Source organism: Streptomyces sp. XD-27, from assembly GCF_030553055.1.
Classification (GTDB): Bacteria; Actinomycetota; Actinomycetes; order Streptomycetales; family Streptomycetaceae; genus Streptomyces.
Genome location: NZ_CP130713.1, coordinates 1,085,825 through 1,100,877, shown reverse-complemented (window position 1 = coordinate 1,100,877; position 15,053 = coordinate 1,085,825). Strand labels below are relative to the sequence as shown.

Here is a 15,053-nt window from a genome sequence, read left to right as displayed (position 1 = left end):
GCCTTGTTCCGCTTGTCCCGCTGTCCCGCTTGTTTCGCCGACCGGCGTCGGTCGGTGTCAGCTCTCCAGCACCGATCCGAAGAACTTGTCGCGGTACGTCAGGCCGAACGCCTTCTCGTTGAACGTCATGGCACCGGACGTCGTCAGGCCCGAACCGCTGCCGCGCAGCACCCAGTCGGCGCCGTCGGAGTGGTGCACGCCGTCGTCGAAGACGTCCTCGCCCTGGGCGGCGACGGTGAGGTCCGCGCGGGAGTCGCCGTTCAGGTCGGCGAGACGCACGGCGTACCCGAACCGGTCCGCGCTCTCGGCCGCGCCGGGCACGCCCGCGGTGTCCTGGGTGAAGGACTGGGCGCCGGCACCGGTCACGCCGGAGGCCGAGCCCTTGAGCAGCCAGACCGCTCCGGCGCCGTCGAGGCTGCCGACGTCCTCGCCGGGCGCGCCCACGGCGATGTCCGCATAGCCGTCGCCGGTGACGTCGCCGACGGAGGCGGCGGCGCCGAAGGAGTCACCCGGCTCGTTGGCCCCCGGGACGCCCGCGGTGTCCTGGTCGATCAGGGTGGTGCGGGGGCTGCCCGGGATGCCGCCGGGGCCGCCGTAGTGCACGGCGAGGACGCCCGCGCCGGACGGGCCCGAGCCGCCCGTGACCAGGTCGTCGTAGCCGTCCCGGTCGATGTCGCCCGCCGCTCGCACCTGCGCGGCGTCCAGCGGCACGGTGGCGGGGTTCTCGGTGTAGGTCATGCCGTGGGCGCCGCCCGCGTAGTAGCCGAGCCACACGCCGCGATCGTCGTCGTTGTCGAGGTCATCGGCGCCGGACACGGCGAGGTCCTCGTCGCCGTCCCCGTCGAAGTCGCCCGCCGTGAGCGATCCCGTCCCCCGGGACTCACCCTCGGGGCCGGTGGTCAGCTCGGTCCGGGCCGGAGCCGCGGTCCGGGTGAACCCGTCCTCGAAGACCGACACCCCGGCAAAGCCCGCCACGGCGAGCTGGTCGCGGCCGTCCCCGTCGAAGTCACCGACCGCGAGCCCGGAGCCGTACAGATAGGCGGAGGACCCACCCGACGGGCCGTACACGGTGAGCGCGCCGTTGGTCAGCCCCCTGGGGCCGCCCCACAGGATCTGGACGATGCCGTAGTCGTCGTGACCCGCCGACTTCTCGGATGACACGCCGACCGCCAGATCGGTGTAGCCGTCGCCGTCCAGATCGCCCGCGGCGTAGGACGAGCCGAACCGGTCGTACGCCTCCGCCGAGCCGGGCACCCCCGAGGTGTTCTGGCTGATCATGGCGGAACGTCCGGTCGAGACGCCGGAGGCCGAGCCGTGGAGCACGGTCACCTGCCCCGCCTGCTGCTGCCCGTTCACCGTCGCCTTGGGGGTGGCGACGACCAGGTCGGCATAGCCGTCACCGTTGAAGTCGTCGTCGGCGGCGCTCCTGCCCACCGGCGCCGCGGTGGCGGGCGTGGCGAGGGTCAGCCCGAGGCCGCCGGTAGCGGCCACGACAGCCATGGCGGTGGCTGCCAGAAGGTTCTTTCGCAAGTCTGCTCTCCGCTTCAGAGGTGCAAATGCGTGCGAAGGAGGTGACCCGCGGGGCGGCGGAACGGTTGCCCTGGATCGTCACGCGATGTGATCAAGACCACGAAGCCCACGCCCATGTCGCGTATGCCATGTGCGGATCACTACCTTTCGAGCCGAGAGAGGTCAGGGGCTCGGGCTCCCGAGGCTTCCGGGATGGTCGCGCTGATCGAGCGGAGCATTGCGTCGGTGAGCTGCACCGTGAGCGCGCCGGTGTTCTCGTCGAGGTGTGCGCGGCGGCGCATGCCGGGGATGGGGATCACCGTGTCCCCTTGCGCCAGCACCCAGGCGAGCGCCAGTTGCGCCGGCGTGCAGCCGATGTCCGCGGCGCGTGTCCGTACGCGCTGGACCAGGCGCAGGTTGGCCGCGAGGTTGTCCCCCTGGAAGCGGGGCTGTCCGCGGCGGATGTCGTCGGCGGCCAGCTTGTCCACGGACGTGAGGGTGCCGGTGAGGAGGTCGCGGCCGAGCGGGGAGTACGGGACGAGGGCGACGCCGAGTTCGCGGGCGGTGGGAAGGACGTCCCGCTCCAGGCCGCGGGTCCACAGCGAGTACTCGCTCTGCAGAGCCGTGATGGGCCCTGCCGCGCACGCCCGGCGCAGGGTGCGGGAGTTGACCTCCGACAGGCCGAGGTACCGGACCTTGCCCTCCGTCACGAGTTCGGACATCGCCCCGACCGTCTCCTCGATCGGTACGTCCGGGTCGCGGCGGTGGAGGTAGTACAGGTCGAGGTGGTCGATGCCGAGGCGGCGCAGTGAAGCCTCGCATGCCCGCTTCGCGTAGTCCGGGGACGAGTCGACCCTCCGCGCCCGCGGGTCCGGTCCCCGTACGACGCCGAACTTGGTGGCGAGGAAGACGTCGTGTCGGCGCCCGGCGATGGCCCGGCCCACGAACTCCTCGTTGGTGTACGGGCCGTACATGTCGGCCGTGTCGAGGAAGGCGACTCCTGTGTCGAGTGCGCGGTGGATGGTGGCGACGGCTTCGGCTTCGTCGGTGGGGCCGTAGAACTCGGACATGCCCATGCAGCCCAGGCCGATCGCCGACACCAGCGGGCCGCCACGGCCCAGCCGTCTCTGCTCCACCCGTACCCCCTTTGAGAGCGCAGGGGGCCAGCCTAGGCCCGATGGGACGACAGGCGGACGGCTGAATTCCGCCTCCTCGCGCCCGGGTGGGTGCCTCTACTCTCGCCCTATTCGGTGGGAGGGGGACAGGATCGTGGGTCGCGCCACCATGACCGGCTGGAGCCGTCATTCCTTCCCCGAACCGGCGGCCTTTCGGCTGCCGTACGTCGCTGATCACGCGGAACTCGCGCGCCGAACGCGGAGAGCACTGCTGGACGGCCCCGGCTTCGCCGTGGTGACCGGCGTTCCCGTCACGACGATGCCCGTCCAGGACCTCCAGCGGTTCAGCGAGTCGCTGCTCGGCCACTTCGGAGTGCCGCTCCCTCAAGGACGGGGCGCGGACACCACTCGAGCCTGGCTGGTACGGGATGAGGGTGTCTCCGCGTACACCGACGGCCGCCGCTTCCACGAGAACGCCTATACGTCCAAGTCGCGCGGCTACCTGCACCTGCACAACGACCGGGCCGTACAGCCCTTCGGCCACGAGCCGGACTATCTGGCCCTGCTCACACACCGGCGAGCGCGGCAAGGCGGTGACACGCTCCTGGTGGACGGCTGGGCGGTCCACCAGGTCCTGCGGCAGGAGTTCCCGCGCGAGCTGGACGCGCTCCACACCCCTTTCCCCTTCGACCGGCGCCACGTCACGCCCGCGGGCGAATCACCGGTGGTGTGGGCACCGGTCTTCGAGGAACGCGGTAGCCGCGTGCACGTCCGGTGCAATGTCAAGCGGAACGAGACCGCGGTCGAGCTGACCGGGGCACCGCTGCCATCCGACCAGCGCGCGGCACTCGACGCCCTGCATCACATCCTCAGCCGACCGGAACTCAGGGTCTCGATCCTCCTGGAGGAGGGCGACTGCCTGATCACGGACGACCGCCGGGTGCTGCACGGCCGGACGGCCTATGAAGACCACGCCCACGCAGCACTGCGGCGCTGCCTGGTCCGCGTCATGCTCGCCGACGGCTCGGACGCTGACCGCTGAAGGCAACCATGGCCGTCGTCGACGATGACCGGATGTGGTCGGGGCGCCCCGATGTGCCCCTGGACGAGGACGCGCGCAGGGCGGCGGCCGCGTACCAGGAAGCCCTTGAGCGCCATGTCTCCCGGCGGGCGGAGCTCTCCTCGGGCGGGACGGCCCCGCCCGAGGAGGGGTGCGCTCAGCGTCTGGTCCGCACGGTCCAGCGTCCTTCGGTCCGGCTGAGCCGCACGGGGTGGTCGAAGCACGTGCTCAACTGGTCGCTGGTGAGGACGGAGTCGACGGGGCCCTGGGCGAGCGTGCGTCCCTCGCGCAGGAGCAGGGCGTGGGTGGTGCCCGGGGTAGTTCCTCCAGATGGTGGGTCACCAGGACGGTGGCGAGGGTGGGGTGGGCCTTTCGCAGGGTGTCGAGGCTGTCGATGAGTTGTTCGCGGCCGGCCAGGTCGAGGCCGGTGGCGGGTTCGTCGAGCAGGAGCAACTGGGGGCGGGGCATGAGCGCACGGGCTATCAGGGTGCGGCCGCGCTGGCCCTGGGAGAGGGTGGGCCAGCGGGCGTCGGCCTTGGCCGCCATGCCGAGGGTGTCGATCAAGCGGTCGGCGAGTGCCAGCTGTTCGGGAGTGGGGGACCAGCGGGGCACCGGCTCGATGCTGTTGGTGAGGCCGGTGAGGACGACGTCGCGGACGCGGAGCGGAGAGCGCAGCGGGTGGCGGGGGTCGACGTGGCCGACCGCGGAGCGCAGCTCGCGCAGGTCGACCCGGCCCAGGGTGCGGCCGAGCACCTGGACGGTGCCGCGGGTCGGGTGGCCCAAGGCGCCCAGGAGGGTCAGCAGGGTGCTCTTGCCCGCGCCGTTGGCGCCGAGTAAAGCCCAGTGTTCGCCCGGTCGTACGGTCAGGGAGATCTCCTGCAGGAGGGGAGTGCCGTCGCGGACCACGTCCACGTCCGTGACCCGGAGCACTTCATGCGCCGGCGCCATCACAGCCCCGGTTGACGGCGGCCAGCACGGCGTGCACCGAGGCGGTCAGTACGGAGGTGTCGCGGCCCGCGCCCCAGTGGAGGGTGCCGTCGGCCGTGCGGCATTGGACGTAGGCCATGGCGGTGCTGTCGGGGCCGGTCGTGGTGGCGTGCTGGCTGTAGTCGAGGACGTCGACCGGCAGCCCGGCTCCCTCAAGTGCCCGCGCGAAGGCGGAGAGCGGTCCGTTGCCCGTGCCCTCGTACCATCCGGCGCGCACATCGACGCCTTGCAGCCAGCCGCTGAAGCGGTGCTCGCCGGGAGCGGTCTGCTGCGTGCTCCAGGAGGTCAGGGTGAGGGGCCGTCCTGGCCGGGCTCCAGATAGGTGGAACGGAAGAGCTCCCACAGCTCCTTCGGGGTGGCCTCGCGACCGCTGTCGTCGGTGGCCGCCTGCACCGTACGGGAGAAGTCGGCGCGCAACTGCCGCGGCAGTTCCAGGCCGTGGTGGGCCTGGAGCAGGTGGGCGATACCGCCCTTGCCGGACTGGCTGTTCACGCGGATGACCGATTCGTAGGAGCGTCCCACGTCGGCCGGGTCGATGGGCAGATAGGGCACCTCCCACGGAGCCTGGGACTGCGGAACTCCCCACTCGGCTGCTCGGCGGGCGTGGTGGGCGAGGCCCTTGCTGATGGCGTCCTGGTGGGTGCCGGAGAAGGCGGTGTAGACGAGTTCCCCGCCGTACGGATGACGGGGGTGGACGGGCAGTCGGGTGCAGTGCTCGACCGTGGCGCGCACGGAGTCGATGTCCGAGAGGTCGATCATCGGGTCCACGCCCTGGGCGTGCAGATTGAGCGCCAGGGTGACCAGGTCGACGTTGCCCGTCCGCTCGCCGTTGCCGAAGAGGCAGCCCTCCACGCGCTGGGCGCCGGCCAGGACGGCGAGTTCGGCGCAGGCGACACCGGTGCCGCGGTCGTTGTGCGGGTGTACGGACAGGACGACGCTGTCGCGCCGTGTCAGGTGGCGGTGGGCGTACTCGATCTGGTCGGCGTAGACGTTGGGGGTGGCGATCTCGACGGTGGCGGGGAGGTTGTGGATCACCGGCCGGTCCGGGAGGCGTCCCACAGCTCGGTCAGTCCGTTGCAGATCTCCAGGACGAAATCCGGTTCGGTGAGGACGAACACCTCGGGGGAGAACTCGAAGCGGATGTCCTGCCCCGGCCGCGCGTCGGCCAGTCGCGCCATCTGCGCGGCGGCCTCCCGTACCAGGCCGTGCACCTCGTCGCGATCACGGCCGAGGACGACGTCCCGCCAGACGGGTGCGGTCGCGGTGTAGAGGTGCACCACCGTACGGGGCAGGCCGTCGATGGCCTCGAAGGTGCGGTCGATCAGGTCGCGGCGGGCCGGGGTGAAGACCACGATCGTCACATCGTCCGGCACGGCGCCGGAGGTGGCCAGGTGGCGCACGAAGTCGAAGTCCGTGCGGCTCGCGGAGGGGTAGGCAACCTCGATCTCCTTGAAGCCCAGAGTGACGAGCAGGTCGAACATGCGCCGCTTGCGCGAGGTGCCCATCGGTTCCGCCAGGGCCTGATTGCCGTCGCGCAGGTCGACGGGGACCCAGAGCGGGGCCTGGTCGATGCGGGCGGTGGGCCAGCGGCGGTCGGTCAGCGGCAGTTCGACCCGTTCGTGCGCGGCGCGATACCGGTGGGAGGGCATCCCGCTGGGGCGTTGCGGGTTCCAGGAGGGGACATCGGCAGTGCCGGCTGTGGTGGCCATCTTCGCTTGAGTTCCTTCGCTCGGTCGGGTGTCGACCGGCAGCACGGCACCCCGCGGCGGGGTGCCGGTCGCTCAGGCCCCGCCGCGGCAGCCGAGAAGAAGGAGACCGCGGAAGATCATGACGAGTACACTAGCCACAGCTCAGCTCCTCAGACAACCTGACTTCTGAAAGGCCCACATCGCAATGGCCCTCGGCCCCCTCCGCCCCAGCCCCCTGGTCGAACAGGCCACCGAGCAGCTGCGCACGCAGATCACCGAAGGGCACTGGCCGGTCGGCACGAAGCTGCCCGGCGAGACCACCCTCGCCCAAGCACTCGGGGTCGGCCGCTCCACGATCCGCGAGGCCCTGCGGGCCCTCGCCGGTGCCGGACTCGTCCAGCCCCGCCAGGGCGCGGGCGTCTTCGTCCTCGCCACCGAGGCGGAGGAGGACTGGCCCACGCGGCTGCGTCGGGCAGCCCTGTCCGACATCTACGAAGTCCGCATGCTGATCGAGGTGCAAGCCGCACAGCTGGCAGCCGAACGGCGCACCGATGCCGACATCGCCGCCCTCGACGCGGCGCTGGAAGGCCGCCGCGCCGCCTCTTCCGGGGACGACGCCGCTTTCGTCGACGCGGACATCGCCCTGCACGCCGCGGTCGTCGCCGCCGCACACAACCCCGTGCTCACCGACCTCTTCGGCGAGTTCACCCCCGTACTTCGGGAGGGCCTGATCGACCTCCTCGACCTGCTCGATCGCCGCTCCCAGGACCCCGACCCCGGCGACAAGCGCCACGCCGAGCTGGTCAGCGCCGTGCAGCGCGGCGACGCCTCAGCCGCCGCACGCGCCTGCCGGGAGGAAGTGGCCGAGACACTGGAACACCTGCGATTCAGCTCGGCAGCGCCGCCTCATGCAGCGCCGCCTCAAGACGCGTCAGCTCCGCCGTGCTCAGCGTGAACTGCACGGCCTGAGCGGAGTCCTGGATGGAGGCCGGGCGGCTGGCTCCCGGCACCGGGATCACCACCGGGGAGCGGGCCAGCAGCCAGGCCAGGGCGATCCGCTGCGGGCTGACGCCACGCTCGGCGGCGATGTCGTGGAAGGCGGTGCCTGCCGGGGTCGGGCCGGTGCGGCCGTCGAGGGAGCTGCGGGAGATGCCGCCGAGCGGACTCCAGGGCAGGAAGGCCAGGCCCAGCTCGGTGCTCAGCCGCAGCTCGGGCTCACTGTCGCGGACTGCCGGCGAGTACCGGTTCTGCACGGAGACGAGCCCCTCCCCGAGGATCGCGTGCGCCTCGCGGATCTGGGCGCAGGTCACGTTGGAGATGCCGGCGGCGCGGATCGTGCCGGCGTCGAGCAGCTCGCGCAGTGCGCCGACGGAGTCGGCCCAGGGCACGGCCGGGTCCGGCTTGTGCAACTGGTACAGGCCGATGGCCTCGACGCCCAGGCGCTTCGCGGAGGCCGCGGCGGCGCGCTTGAGGTGCTCGGGGCTGCCGGTGACGGTCCAGCTGCCGTCGCCGGGGCGGCCGCGGCCCCCTTGGTGGCGACCAGGACGCCGGAGGTGTCGCCGCCATAGCGGGCCAGGGCGCGCGCGATGAGGAGCTCGTTGTGCCCTGCCTCGCCGGCGTGCCAGTGGTAGCTGTCGGCGGTGTCGATGAGCGTGACCCCGGCGTCGAGGGCGGCGTGGACGGTGGCGATGGCTCGCTGCTCGTCCGGGCGGTGCTCGATGGACAGCGGCATGGCGCCCAATCCGAGAGCACTGACGGTGAGGTTTCCGATGCTGCGGTACTGCATGGTGACTCCGTTCCTCAGACGGTGGGGGCGGCGGATGTGGCGAGGGCTTCGGCGACGGCGCCGGGCAGCCAGTCGGTGGTGCGGGAAAAGGTGAAGCCCAGACGCTTGGCGCGGGCGTTGCTCATGGCGTAGTGGCGGTCGAGGGAGAATGGCGAGGCGGTCTCGCCCCGGGCGACGGTCCGATACACGGGCTGCCGTCCGGTCTGTTCGGCAACCACCGCACTCAGGTCGCGTACGTCGAGCAAGCCGTCGGAGCAGGCGTTGATCGGGCCGGTGAAGTCGGTGGCTGTGGCCGCCCACAGCAGCAGGTCCGCCAGTTCCTCGTGGTGGATGAAGACCGTGGGCAGTGCCTCAGCGTGCACGGTGATCTCCTTGCCCTGGGCAATGCGCTCGACGTAGTGCGCGAGCCGGCCGGTGAACTCCCGCGCGCCGCCGCCGAGCACGTGGGCGCTGCGCACGGAGGCGAACGCGAACCCGGCGGCCTGGGTGAAGACGGCCTCTGCCCGGCGCTTGCCTTCGGCGTAGTGCGCCTCCAGGTACGCCTCGTCGTGCCAGGGCAGATCCGTCGACACCAGCCAGGTGGCCGGGTCCACGGTCTCCTCCGGCACCGGGGTGCTCACCGGCACGGGCGCGAGCGCGGCGGTCGCCGGGTCATAGACCTCGATCGTGGAGGTCATGATGTAGCGCCGGGTACGGCCGCCGAAGGCACGGGCGGCGATGGCGGCCTGCACGGGGGTGTAGCACACCTGGTCGACGACCACGTCGAAGGCGCGGGTGCCGAGCGCGGCAACGAGGGCGGCTTCGTCGTCGCGATCGACGACGAGGTGCTCGACCCCGGCGGGCGGCCGGGTGGAACCGCGGTTGATCACAGTGACCTGGTGTCCGGCGGCCTGCAGACGCTGGACCAGGAGCCTTCCGAAGTACCGGCTTCCGCCGACGACGCAGATCCTTTGCATGCCCCCATCCTGGAGACCTATGGTCATCGGCAGAAGTGCTGACTTACTGGAAACGTATTAAGGCGAACTGTTGATTGATGTGCAGCGGCTGCGTGTCCTGCGGGCGGTGGCGGAGCACGGCAGCTTCAACCAGGCGGCCACCGCCCTGCACCTCACCCCCTCGGCCGTCTCCCAGCATGTAGCCGTCCTGGAGCGCAGCCTCGGCGCCCAGGTCGTCGCCCGCAGCACCCGCGGCGTCACCCTCACCCGGGCCGGACAGATCATGGTCGGCGCCGCCGAATCGGTCGCCGCCGAGCTCGAACACGCCAAACAGCAGGTCGACCGGCTCAGCACCGGACGCACCCAGGTCACCATCGCCACCTTCACCAGCGGCGGCAGGCTGCTGCTCCCCGGTGCGCTCGACCGGCTGACGGCGGCTCACCCCGACACCGTGCTCCACGTCAGGGAAGGCGAGCCCGAAGACAGCCTGCCCCTGGTCCGCCAGGGCGCCGTGGACCTCGCACTGGCCTACCACTTCGACGGCCCGCTGCCAGGACAGCAAGGCCCAAGCTCCAGCCTGGAGTGGACCGCGCTCATGGAGGACCCCCTGCACGTCGTCCTCCCGGAAGGGCACCGTCTCGCCGATCGCGAAGCGGTCGACCTCGCCGAGCTGGCGGTCGAGCCCTGGGTGCTCGGCTGCCTCAAGACCGAGGCGTACCTCCGTCGCTACGCCGAGCGCGCCGGCTTCGACCCGGAGGTGCGCGGCACGTCCACCGACTACTTCTTCGCCCGCTCACTCGTCGCCGCAGGCATGGGAATCTCCCTGATCCCCTCCATCGCACTGGACCCCCAGGTGCCGGGCCTGCACACCGTCCCGATCAAGCCACCGGTTCCGACCCGGCACATCGGCGTCGCCACGATCAGCCGCCGACGCGACCACCCCCAGGTCACGACCCTCATCCAGGCATTCCATGATCAGGCAGCAGCGCTGAACGAGGCGTGAGCGCCCGACACCGTCGGCTGTGGTGGGCGCCTTCGGCAGCCCGCGCCTGGGCGGGCAGAGGCGGCATGATGGGCAGGCGCACCGCCGCAGCCACGTACCGACAGGAGCCCCGAACCATGCTCGACCGCGTCCGCCTTTCCCTCCAGCGCGTGCTGACGGCCGTGACTGTGTGCGGCGTGCTCGCTGCGGCCGTCGGTGGATGCTCCGCGTCCGACGGCGAGGACGCCGCCGTGCCGGACCGGTCCGCCGGCGCCCCGCGGACCGCCGGCCCGGGGGCTCCGGCAAGGTGGCGCTGCCCGAGTCGGGCGTCGCCTTCGACTACCAGATCGGTGGGGCCTACGCGCCGCCGCCCGGCGTACGGGCGGTCTCCCGCGACCGTGCCGCGAAACCGGCGCCCGGGCTGTACAACATCTGCTATGTCAACGCCTTTCAGGCCCAGCCGGACGCCACCGGATGGTGGGAGACCCACCATCCCGACCTGCTGCTCCGCGACTCCGACGGCGCGCTGGTCGTCGACAAGGACTGGGACGAGGCACTGTTGGACATCTCGACGCCCGCCAAGCGCGAGCGGCTCGCCGGGATCGTGGGCGGGTGGATCGACGGGTGCGCCGCGGCCGGCTACCAGGCGGTCGAGGCCGACAACCTCGACTCGCACGAGCGGTCCCAGGGGCTTCTGACCGCCGATCAGGACCTGGCCTTCGGGAAGCTGCTCGTCGGCCGGGCCCACGCGGCCGGACTGGCGATCGGCCAGAAGAACGCCGCCGGTCTGGTACGGCAAGGACGCAGCCTTGGGTTCGACTTCGCGGTCGCCGAGGAATGTGGACAGTACGACGAATGCGGCGCCTACGCGGGCGCATACGACGACCGGGTCTTCGTCATCGAATACCAGGCGGCGGGGCTCACCGCCGCGTGCGCGGCCTGGGGCGGAAGGCTGTCGGTGGTCCTGCGCGACCTGGACGTCGCCCCGGCCGGGGAAGCCGCGCACCGCCGCCGCACGTGCTGAGCCGACCCGGTGCGGTGTCGCCGGAGAACACCCTTCAGTCGAGGACCGCGGTGGCTTCGACCTCGACCAGATGCTCGGGTACGTCCAGCGCCGCGACGCCCAGCAGTGTGGCCGGCGGTACCGGGACGCCCCCAGCCTGGCGGCCGCTCGGGTGATCCCCTCCATGAGCAGGGGCATCTTGTCGGGGGTCCAGTCGACGACGTAGACGGTCAGTTTCGCCACGTCGTCGAGGGAACCACCGGCCCCGGCCAGGGCGGTGGCGATGTTGAGGTAGCACTGCTCGACCTGAGCGGCGAGGTCACCTTCGCCGACCGTGACCCATCGGCGTCCCAGGCGACCTGCCCGGCGATGAAGACCAACTGTGACCCCGTTGCGATCGACACCTGCCGATAGGCGTCGATCTCCGGCAGTCCGCTGGGGTTCACCAGAGTGATGGCCATGCTGCCCGCCTCCTTGCCATGAGTGCCCGTGGGCTCGCCTCCGCCAGACCAAGGACAGCTCTTGCTCTCTTGTGGTTACTCAAGAACCGTAGGAGAGTGGCCGCTGACATGGAAGAACGCACTTTTCAGTGACTGGGGAACCTCATGGTGACCAAGCAGTTCAGCGGCTCGCCCAAGGACGCCGACCTGACCCGCGCGGACTCCTTGGCGCGGGAGATCTTCTCGGACGTCGCCAACAAGTGGGCGCTCCTGATCATCGAGGTTCTCGGTGAACGCACCCTGCGCTTCAGCGAGTTGCGCGATGGAGTCGAGGGCATCAGCCACAAGATGCTCACCCAGAACCTGCGCATGCTGGAGCGCAACGGCCTGGTCGAGCGGAGCGTGCACCCCACCGTGCCGCCGCGGGTCGAGTACACCCTCACCGAGCCGGGCCGGGCCCTGCGAGTGACCATCGATGGATTGTGCGGCTGGACCCGCCAGTACCTCGGTGACATCGAGTCGTCCCGGCGCCGCTTCGACGCGTGACGGATGGCGCGCTCGTACGCGATGCCGTCGGCCGGGTCAGGCGGGCTGCGGGGTGAGGCGCTTGTGGCCCTTGCGGTCGTAGTAGGCGGTCATGGCGAAGCCGAAGAGCAGAGCGAGAGCGGTGCCGATGGCGATCATGATCCAGGAGCGGGTGAGGCCGGCGTCGCCGCGCGCGTCGAAGAAGAGGATCGCGCGCACTCCGTCGCTGAGCTGGCGCATGGGCTCGAAGTGGGACAGGAAGCGGTAGAAGTCGGGGACCGCCTGGAGGGGGACGGTGGCGCCCGAGGACGGCAGGCCCAGGACGATGAAGACGAACATCGACACCAGCTGACCGACCCCGCCGAACGCGGCGTTGATGGCCTGCACGCCCAGGCCGACGGCGAGGGTCGCGCAGTAGGAGTAGATCCACAGCAGCGGCAGGTGGGACGCGTCCATGTCGAGGATGGCGACGCAGGCGAGGAGGACCAGCGAGGCACTGATGAGCGTGATGCCCGCGGTCATGGCCATCTTCAGCAGCAGTGTCCGGGTGCGGTCGATCGGCACGGTCGGGCGGCGGGTGTGCCAGGGGCCGATCTCGTTGTCGGCGTAGCCGAGGGCGGTGTCGACGCCGTTGCTGATGACGTTGCCGCCCATGAACCCGGCGAGCACGATCAGTAGGGCGTAGTAGAACGCGGTCAGGCCGAGGCCGCTGCGGGTGCCGATCGGGTGGCCGACCCGAGTGACGACGTTCGCCGGGTCGGCGAGCAGCAGCTTCACGGTGGAGTTCGCCCGGGTGCCGGTGGCTGCCGTGAGCTGTTCGCCGATGCTCCGGGACGCCTGGTGCGCGGCCTGGGTCGTGATCCGACTGGCGAGGGAGGAGCCGAGGCTGCCCTTGCCGGGGTTGGTGAGCACGGTGATCGTCGGCCGCTGCGTGGCCCCCGCCGTGGTGAGAGCGGTGACGGAGTCCGTGAAGCCGGCCGGGACGACCAGGGCGCCGTAGACCTTGCCGGAGTCGAGCTGGTCCTGGGCCTGGGCGCGGGTGAGCGTGCGCCACTCGGCCTTGCCGCCCGCGGTGTCGGCGGCGATGGCGGCGGTGACCTGTGAGCCCAGGTTCTCCTTCTGCCCGGCCGGCGGCTTGCCGGTGTCGTCGTTGACGAGGGCGATGGGCAGGTCGCGCAGGTCCTGGTCGGGGTTGACGATGCCGCCCATGTAGAGCAGGGACAGCAGCAGGGCGAGCAGTCCCGTGAGGATCGTGGGGATCAGCCACAGCTTGGGGCGGCGCAGCAACGTCGCGGCGCTGGCCTGAGGGGCGGCGGGCTCGGCCATGGTTCTCCGTGGGTTCCGGGCGGTGCGAGGACCGAACAGCGGGTGAGGGCGGCCGTACGGGCGATCCTGTACCGGCCGTACGAGACGTCAGGATGACGCCCGCACCGGCGCAAGCCGGTGCACGCCTCGCCTTACCTCCCCCGTTGCAGTACGGGTGCCGCCACGCGCTCCTTCGAGGGCCCGCGGGCCAACCCTCGATAAAACGATGGTGTGATGACGGGGATCCGCACCTCAGGATGTGCCGGGGCCGAGCTCTCCGGGATGCCCGGGGCCGAGGGCGTCCGGTCCGAGGCCGCCGCGCAGCCGCTGGGCACGGAGCACCAGCTCCAGCTCGAACCGGCTGTCCGGGTCCGTCACCTCGTCCCCCACAGCTCCCGGATCTGCCGCAGCCGGTAGCGGACCGTCTGGGGGTGCACGCCGAGCAGGGCGGCCACCTCCGGGGCTCCGCCACGGGTCTCCAGCCAGGCCAGCAGGGTTTCCGCCAGGTGCGGGCGATGGGTGGGGCCACACTGGGCCAGCGGCGCCAGCCGCCGCCGGGCGAGGGCGTCGATGAGCTCCTGGGGAGGTAACAGGACCAGCGCCTCGGTGTGTTCGGCGCAGTCCAGCAGCTCCTTGTCAGGAAGCAGCCCACGCTCCATCAGCCCGACCGCGACGGTGGCCCAGCGCAGCGAGGTGGCCGCGTCCGTGAGCGGCACCGACGGGCCGAGCGCACCGGTCCAGCCCACGGTCGCCCGGCGCAGCAGCTCCGGCCGTCCGGGCGCTTCCGGCTCGGGTACGACCATGCGCGGCTGTTCGCGTTCCATGTCCATCAGGACACCCTCCAACACGGGCGGCGGCAGCGCCTCCTGGGTGGGACCCAGCCGGGCGGGCCGCAGCAGTACGGCCACCGCGACCCGCTCCGGCAGCGGCCAGCCGATCCGGGCGGCCCGCTCGGCGAGCGCGTCCGGGTCCTGCCGGTGGGGCTCGCTGAGCAGCACCTCCAGCAGGCGGCGCTGGAGCCGCAGCCGCTCCCCGGCCTCGCGGGCGGCGGCCTCGGCGTAGCCGAGCATGGATTCGGCGACCAGGCCGTCCAGATACTCGAAGCCGGTCTCGGCCAGCTCGTACATCGCGGGCGCCGGGATCTCCATCCGCTGGCCGATCTCGGCGACCCGGCGCCAGGCCAGCCGCACGCCCATCCGGTACATGCCCTGGAGCGAGTCCAGGCTGCGGCCGTGCTGGACCTGGCCGCGGCCGAACTGCTGGAAGACGGTGGGCGGATGCGCCCCGGTGCGGCCCGAGTCCGAGGTGATCTGCTCGATGAAGTGCTCCAGCGCGTCCCGGATGGCGACCAGCGCCATCGGCTCGCCGTGCTCGTCGGTGGTGGACGGCAGCCTCGGGTACTCGCGGCGGATCTCGCGCAGGATGTCCTCCGCCAGCGCGGGGATCCCGGCGATGAACTGCTCGGCGAAGGCCCGCTTGAGCCGCGCGGGGACGCCGGACCATGCCGAGCCCAGGGGAGCCACGGCTAACGCCCTCCCGGTGTCGTCCCGGCCGTGGGGAACGTGACCAGCGGGACGTTCGGCTGATCGGGCGGGGCGTTCAGCAGGGCGACGATTCCGACGGCGGCGGCCACGGCGAGCCCGGCGGCGAGGACCGCGGTCAGTGCCGCGACAAGGAGTCTGGGCATGGCGCGTTGAGCCCCTTCCATCTGGCTACGC

At 71.5% G+C, this 15,053-nt stretch carries 10 protein-coding genes and 5 pseudogenes; 5 read left to right on the top strand and 10 right to left on the bottom strand.

Annotated features, from left to right (window positions below; all coding sequences use genetic code 11):
* Positions 1 to 57: 57 nt before the first annotated feature.
* Entirely contained in the window at positions 58 to 1,530 is a 1,473-nt protein-coding gene (locus Q3Y56_RS04610; RefSeq protein WP_304460696.1) for an FG-GAP and VCBS repeat-containing protein, read from the bottom strand.
* A 140-nt stretch (positions 1,531 to 1,670) separates the two neighbouring features.
* Positions 1,671 to 2,645, bottom strand: a complete 975-nt coding sequence (locus tag Q3Y56_RS04605; RefSeq protein WP_304460695.1) for an aldo/keto reductase — start codon at positions 2,643 to 2,645, stop codon at positions 1,671 to 1,673.
* Positions 2,646 to 2,778: 133 nt separating this feature from the next.
* On the opposite strand from Q3Y56_RS04605, the gene Q3Y56_RS04600 reads away from it, so the two are divergent.
* Positions 2,779 to 3,666, top strand: a complete 888-nt coding sequence (locus tag Q3Y56_RS04600; protein WP_304460694.1) for a TauD/TfdA family dioxygenase — start codon at positions 2,779 to 2,781, stop codon at positions 3,664 to 3,666.
* A 175-nt stretch (positions 3,667 to 3,841) separates the two neighbouring features.
* Here Q3Y56_RS04600 and Q3Y56_RS04595 read toward each other — a convergent pair.
* Positions 3,842 to 4,632, bottom strand: a pseudogene (locus Q3Y56_RS04595) (ABC transporter ATP-binding protein).
* Positions 4,616 to 6,380, bottom strand: a pseudogene (leuA, locus tag Q3Y56_RS04590) (2-isopropylmalate synthase). The pseudogenes Q3Y56_RS04595 and leuA overlap by 17 nt, the downstream one beginning before the upstream one ends.
* A 184-nt stretch (positions 6,381 to 6,564) precedes the next feature.
* On the opposite strand from leuA, the gene Q3Y56_RS04585 reads away from it, so the two are divergent.
* Positions 6,565 to 7,314 carry a FadR/GntR family transcriptional regulator gene (locus tag Q3Y56_RS04585; protein ID WP_304460693.1) on the top strand — a complete coding sequence of 250 codons (750 nt, stop codon included), beginning with the start codon at positions 6,565 to 6,567 and terminating at the stop codon, positions 7,312 to 7,314.
* Here Q3Y56_RS04585 and Q3Y56_RS04580 read toward each other — a convergent pair.
* Together Q3Y56_RS04580 and Q3Y56_RS04575 are read right to left on the bottom strand one after the other, a co-directional pair.
* Positions 7,247 to 8,145: pseudogene (locus Q3Y56_RS04580) on the bottom strand (aldo/keto reductase). The gene Q3Y56_RS04585 and the pseudogene Q3Y56_RS04580 overlap by 68 nt on opposite strands.
* Before the next feature lie 14 nt (positions 8,146 to 8,159).
* On the bottom strand, positions 8,160 to 9,101 hold the full coding sequence (locus tag Q3Y56_RS04575) for an NAD-dependent epimerase/dehydratase family protein (RefSeq protein WP_304460692.1): 942 nt from the start codon (positions 9,099 to 9,101) through the stop codon (positions 8,160 to 8,162).
* Positions 9,102 to 9,171: 70 nt separating this feature from the next.
* Between Q3Y56_RS04575 and Q3Y56_RS04570 the strand changes: the two genes are divergently transcribed.
* Positions 9,172 to 10,083, top strand: a complete 912-nt coding sequence (locus Q3Y56_RS04570) for a LysR family transcriptional regulator (protein ID WP_304460691.1) — start codon at positions 9,172 to 9,174, stop codon at positions 10,081 to 10,083.
* A gap of 286 nt (positions 10,084 to 10,369) precedes the next feature.
* Positions 10,370 to 11,086 (top strand): endo alpha-1,4 polygalactosaminidase, encoded by a 717-nt coding sequence (locus Q3Y56_RS04565; RefSeq protein ID WP_304460690.1) that lies wholly within the window; start codon positions 10,370 to 10,372, stop codon positions 11,084 to 11,086.
* Between the two features lie 34 nt (positions 11,087 to 11,120).
* On the opposite strand, the pseudogene Q3Y56_RS04560 reads toward Q3Y56_RS04565, so the two are convergent.
* Positions 11,121 to 11,526 (bottom strand): annotated as a pseudogene (locus tag Q3Y56_RS04560) (RidA family protein).
* 144 nt (positions 11,527 to 11,670) lie between these two features.
* On the opposite strand from Q3Y56_RS04560, the gene Q3Y56_RS04555 reads away from it, so the two are divergent.
* Complete coding sequence (locus Q3Y56_RS04555) at positions 11,671 to 12,051, top strand: helix-turn-helix domain-containing protein (protein ID WP_304460689.1); 381 nt, start codon at positions 11,671 to 11,673, stop codon at positions 12,049 to 12,051.
* Positions 12,052 to 12,087: 36 nt separating this feature from the next.
* Here the strand turns inward: Q3Y56_RS04555 and Q3Y56_RS04550 are convergent, their stop codons facing one another.
* The 3 genes and pseudogenes from Q3Y56_RS04550 to Q3Y56_RS04540 form a co-directional block, all read right to left on the bottom strand.
* Positions 12,088 to 13,356, bottom strand: coding sequence for a DUF3533 domain-containing protein (locus tag Q3Y56_RS04550; protein ID WP_304460688.1), 1,269 nt, complete (start codon positions 13,354 to 13,356; stop codon positions 12,088 to 12,090).
* 231 nt (positions 13,357 to 13,587) lie between these two features.
* Positions 13,588 to 14,789: pseudogene (locus Q3Y56_RS04545) on the bottom strand (helix-turn-helix domain-containing protein); the annotation flags it as partial.
* A gap of 71 nt (positions 14,790 to 14,860) precedes the next feature.
* Entirely contained in the window at positions 14,861 to 15,022 is a 162-nt protein-coding gene (locus tag Q3Y56_RS04540; protein WP_304460687.1) for a hypothetical protein, read from the bottom strand.
* Between the last annotated feature and the right edge of the window lie 31 nt (positions 15,023 to 15,053).

What these genes read in the sequence shown, in the direction of transcription:
- Q3Y56_RS04585 (WP_304460693.1), top strand. Translation starts at nt 6,565, where the DNA reads ATGGCCCTCGGCCCCCTCCGCCCCAGCCCCCTGGTCGAACAGGCCACC.
- Q3Y56_RS04575 (WP_304460692.1), bottom strand. Translation starts at nt 9,101, where the DNA reads ATGCAAAGGATCTGCGTCGTCGGCGGAAGCCGGTACTTCGGAAGGCTC.
- Q3Y56_RS04555 (WP_304460689.1), top strand. Translation starts at nt 11,671, where the DNA reads ATGGTGACCAAGCAGTTCAGCGGCTCGCCCAAGGACGCCGACCTGACC.
- Q3Y56_RS04550 (WP_304460688.1), bottom strand. Translation starts at nt 13,356, where the DNA reads ATGGCCGAGCCCGCCGCCCCTCAGGCCAGCGCCGCGACGTTGCTGCGC.
- Q3Y56_RS04540 (WP_304460687.1), bottom strand. Translation starts at nt 15,022, where the DNA reads ATGCCCAGACTCCTTGTCGCGGCACTGACCGCGGTCCTCGCCGCCGGG.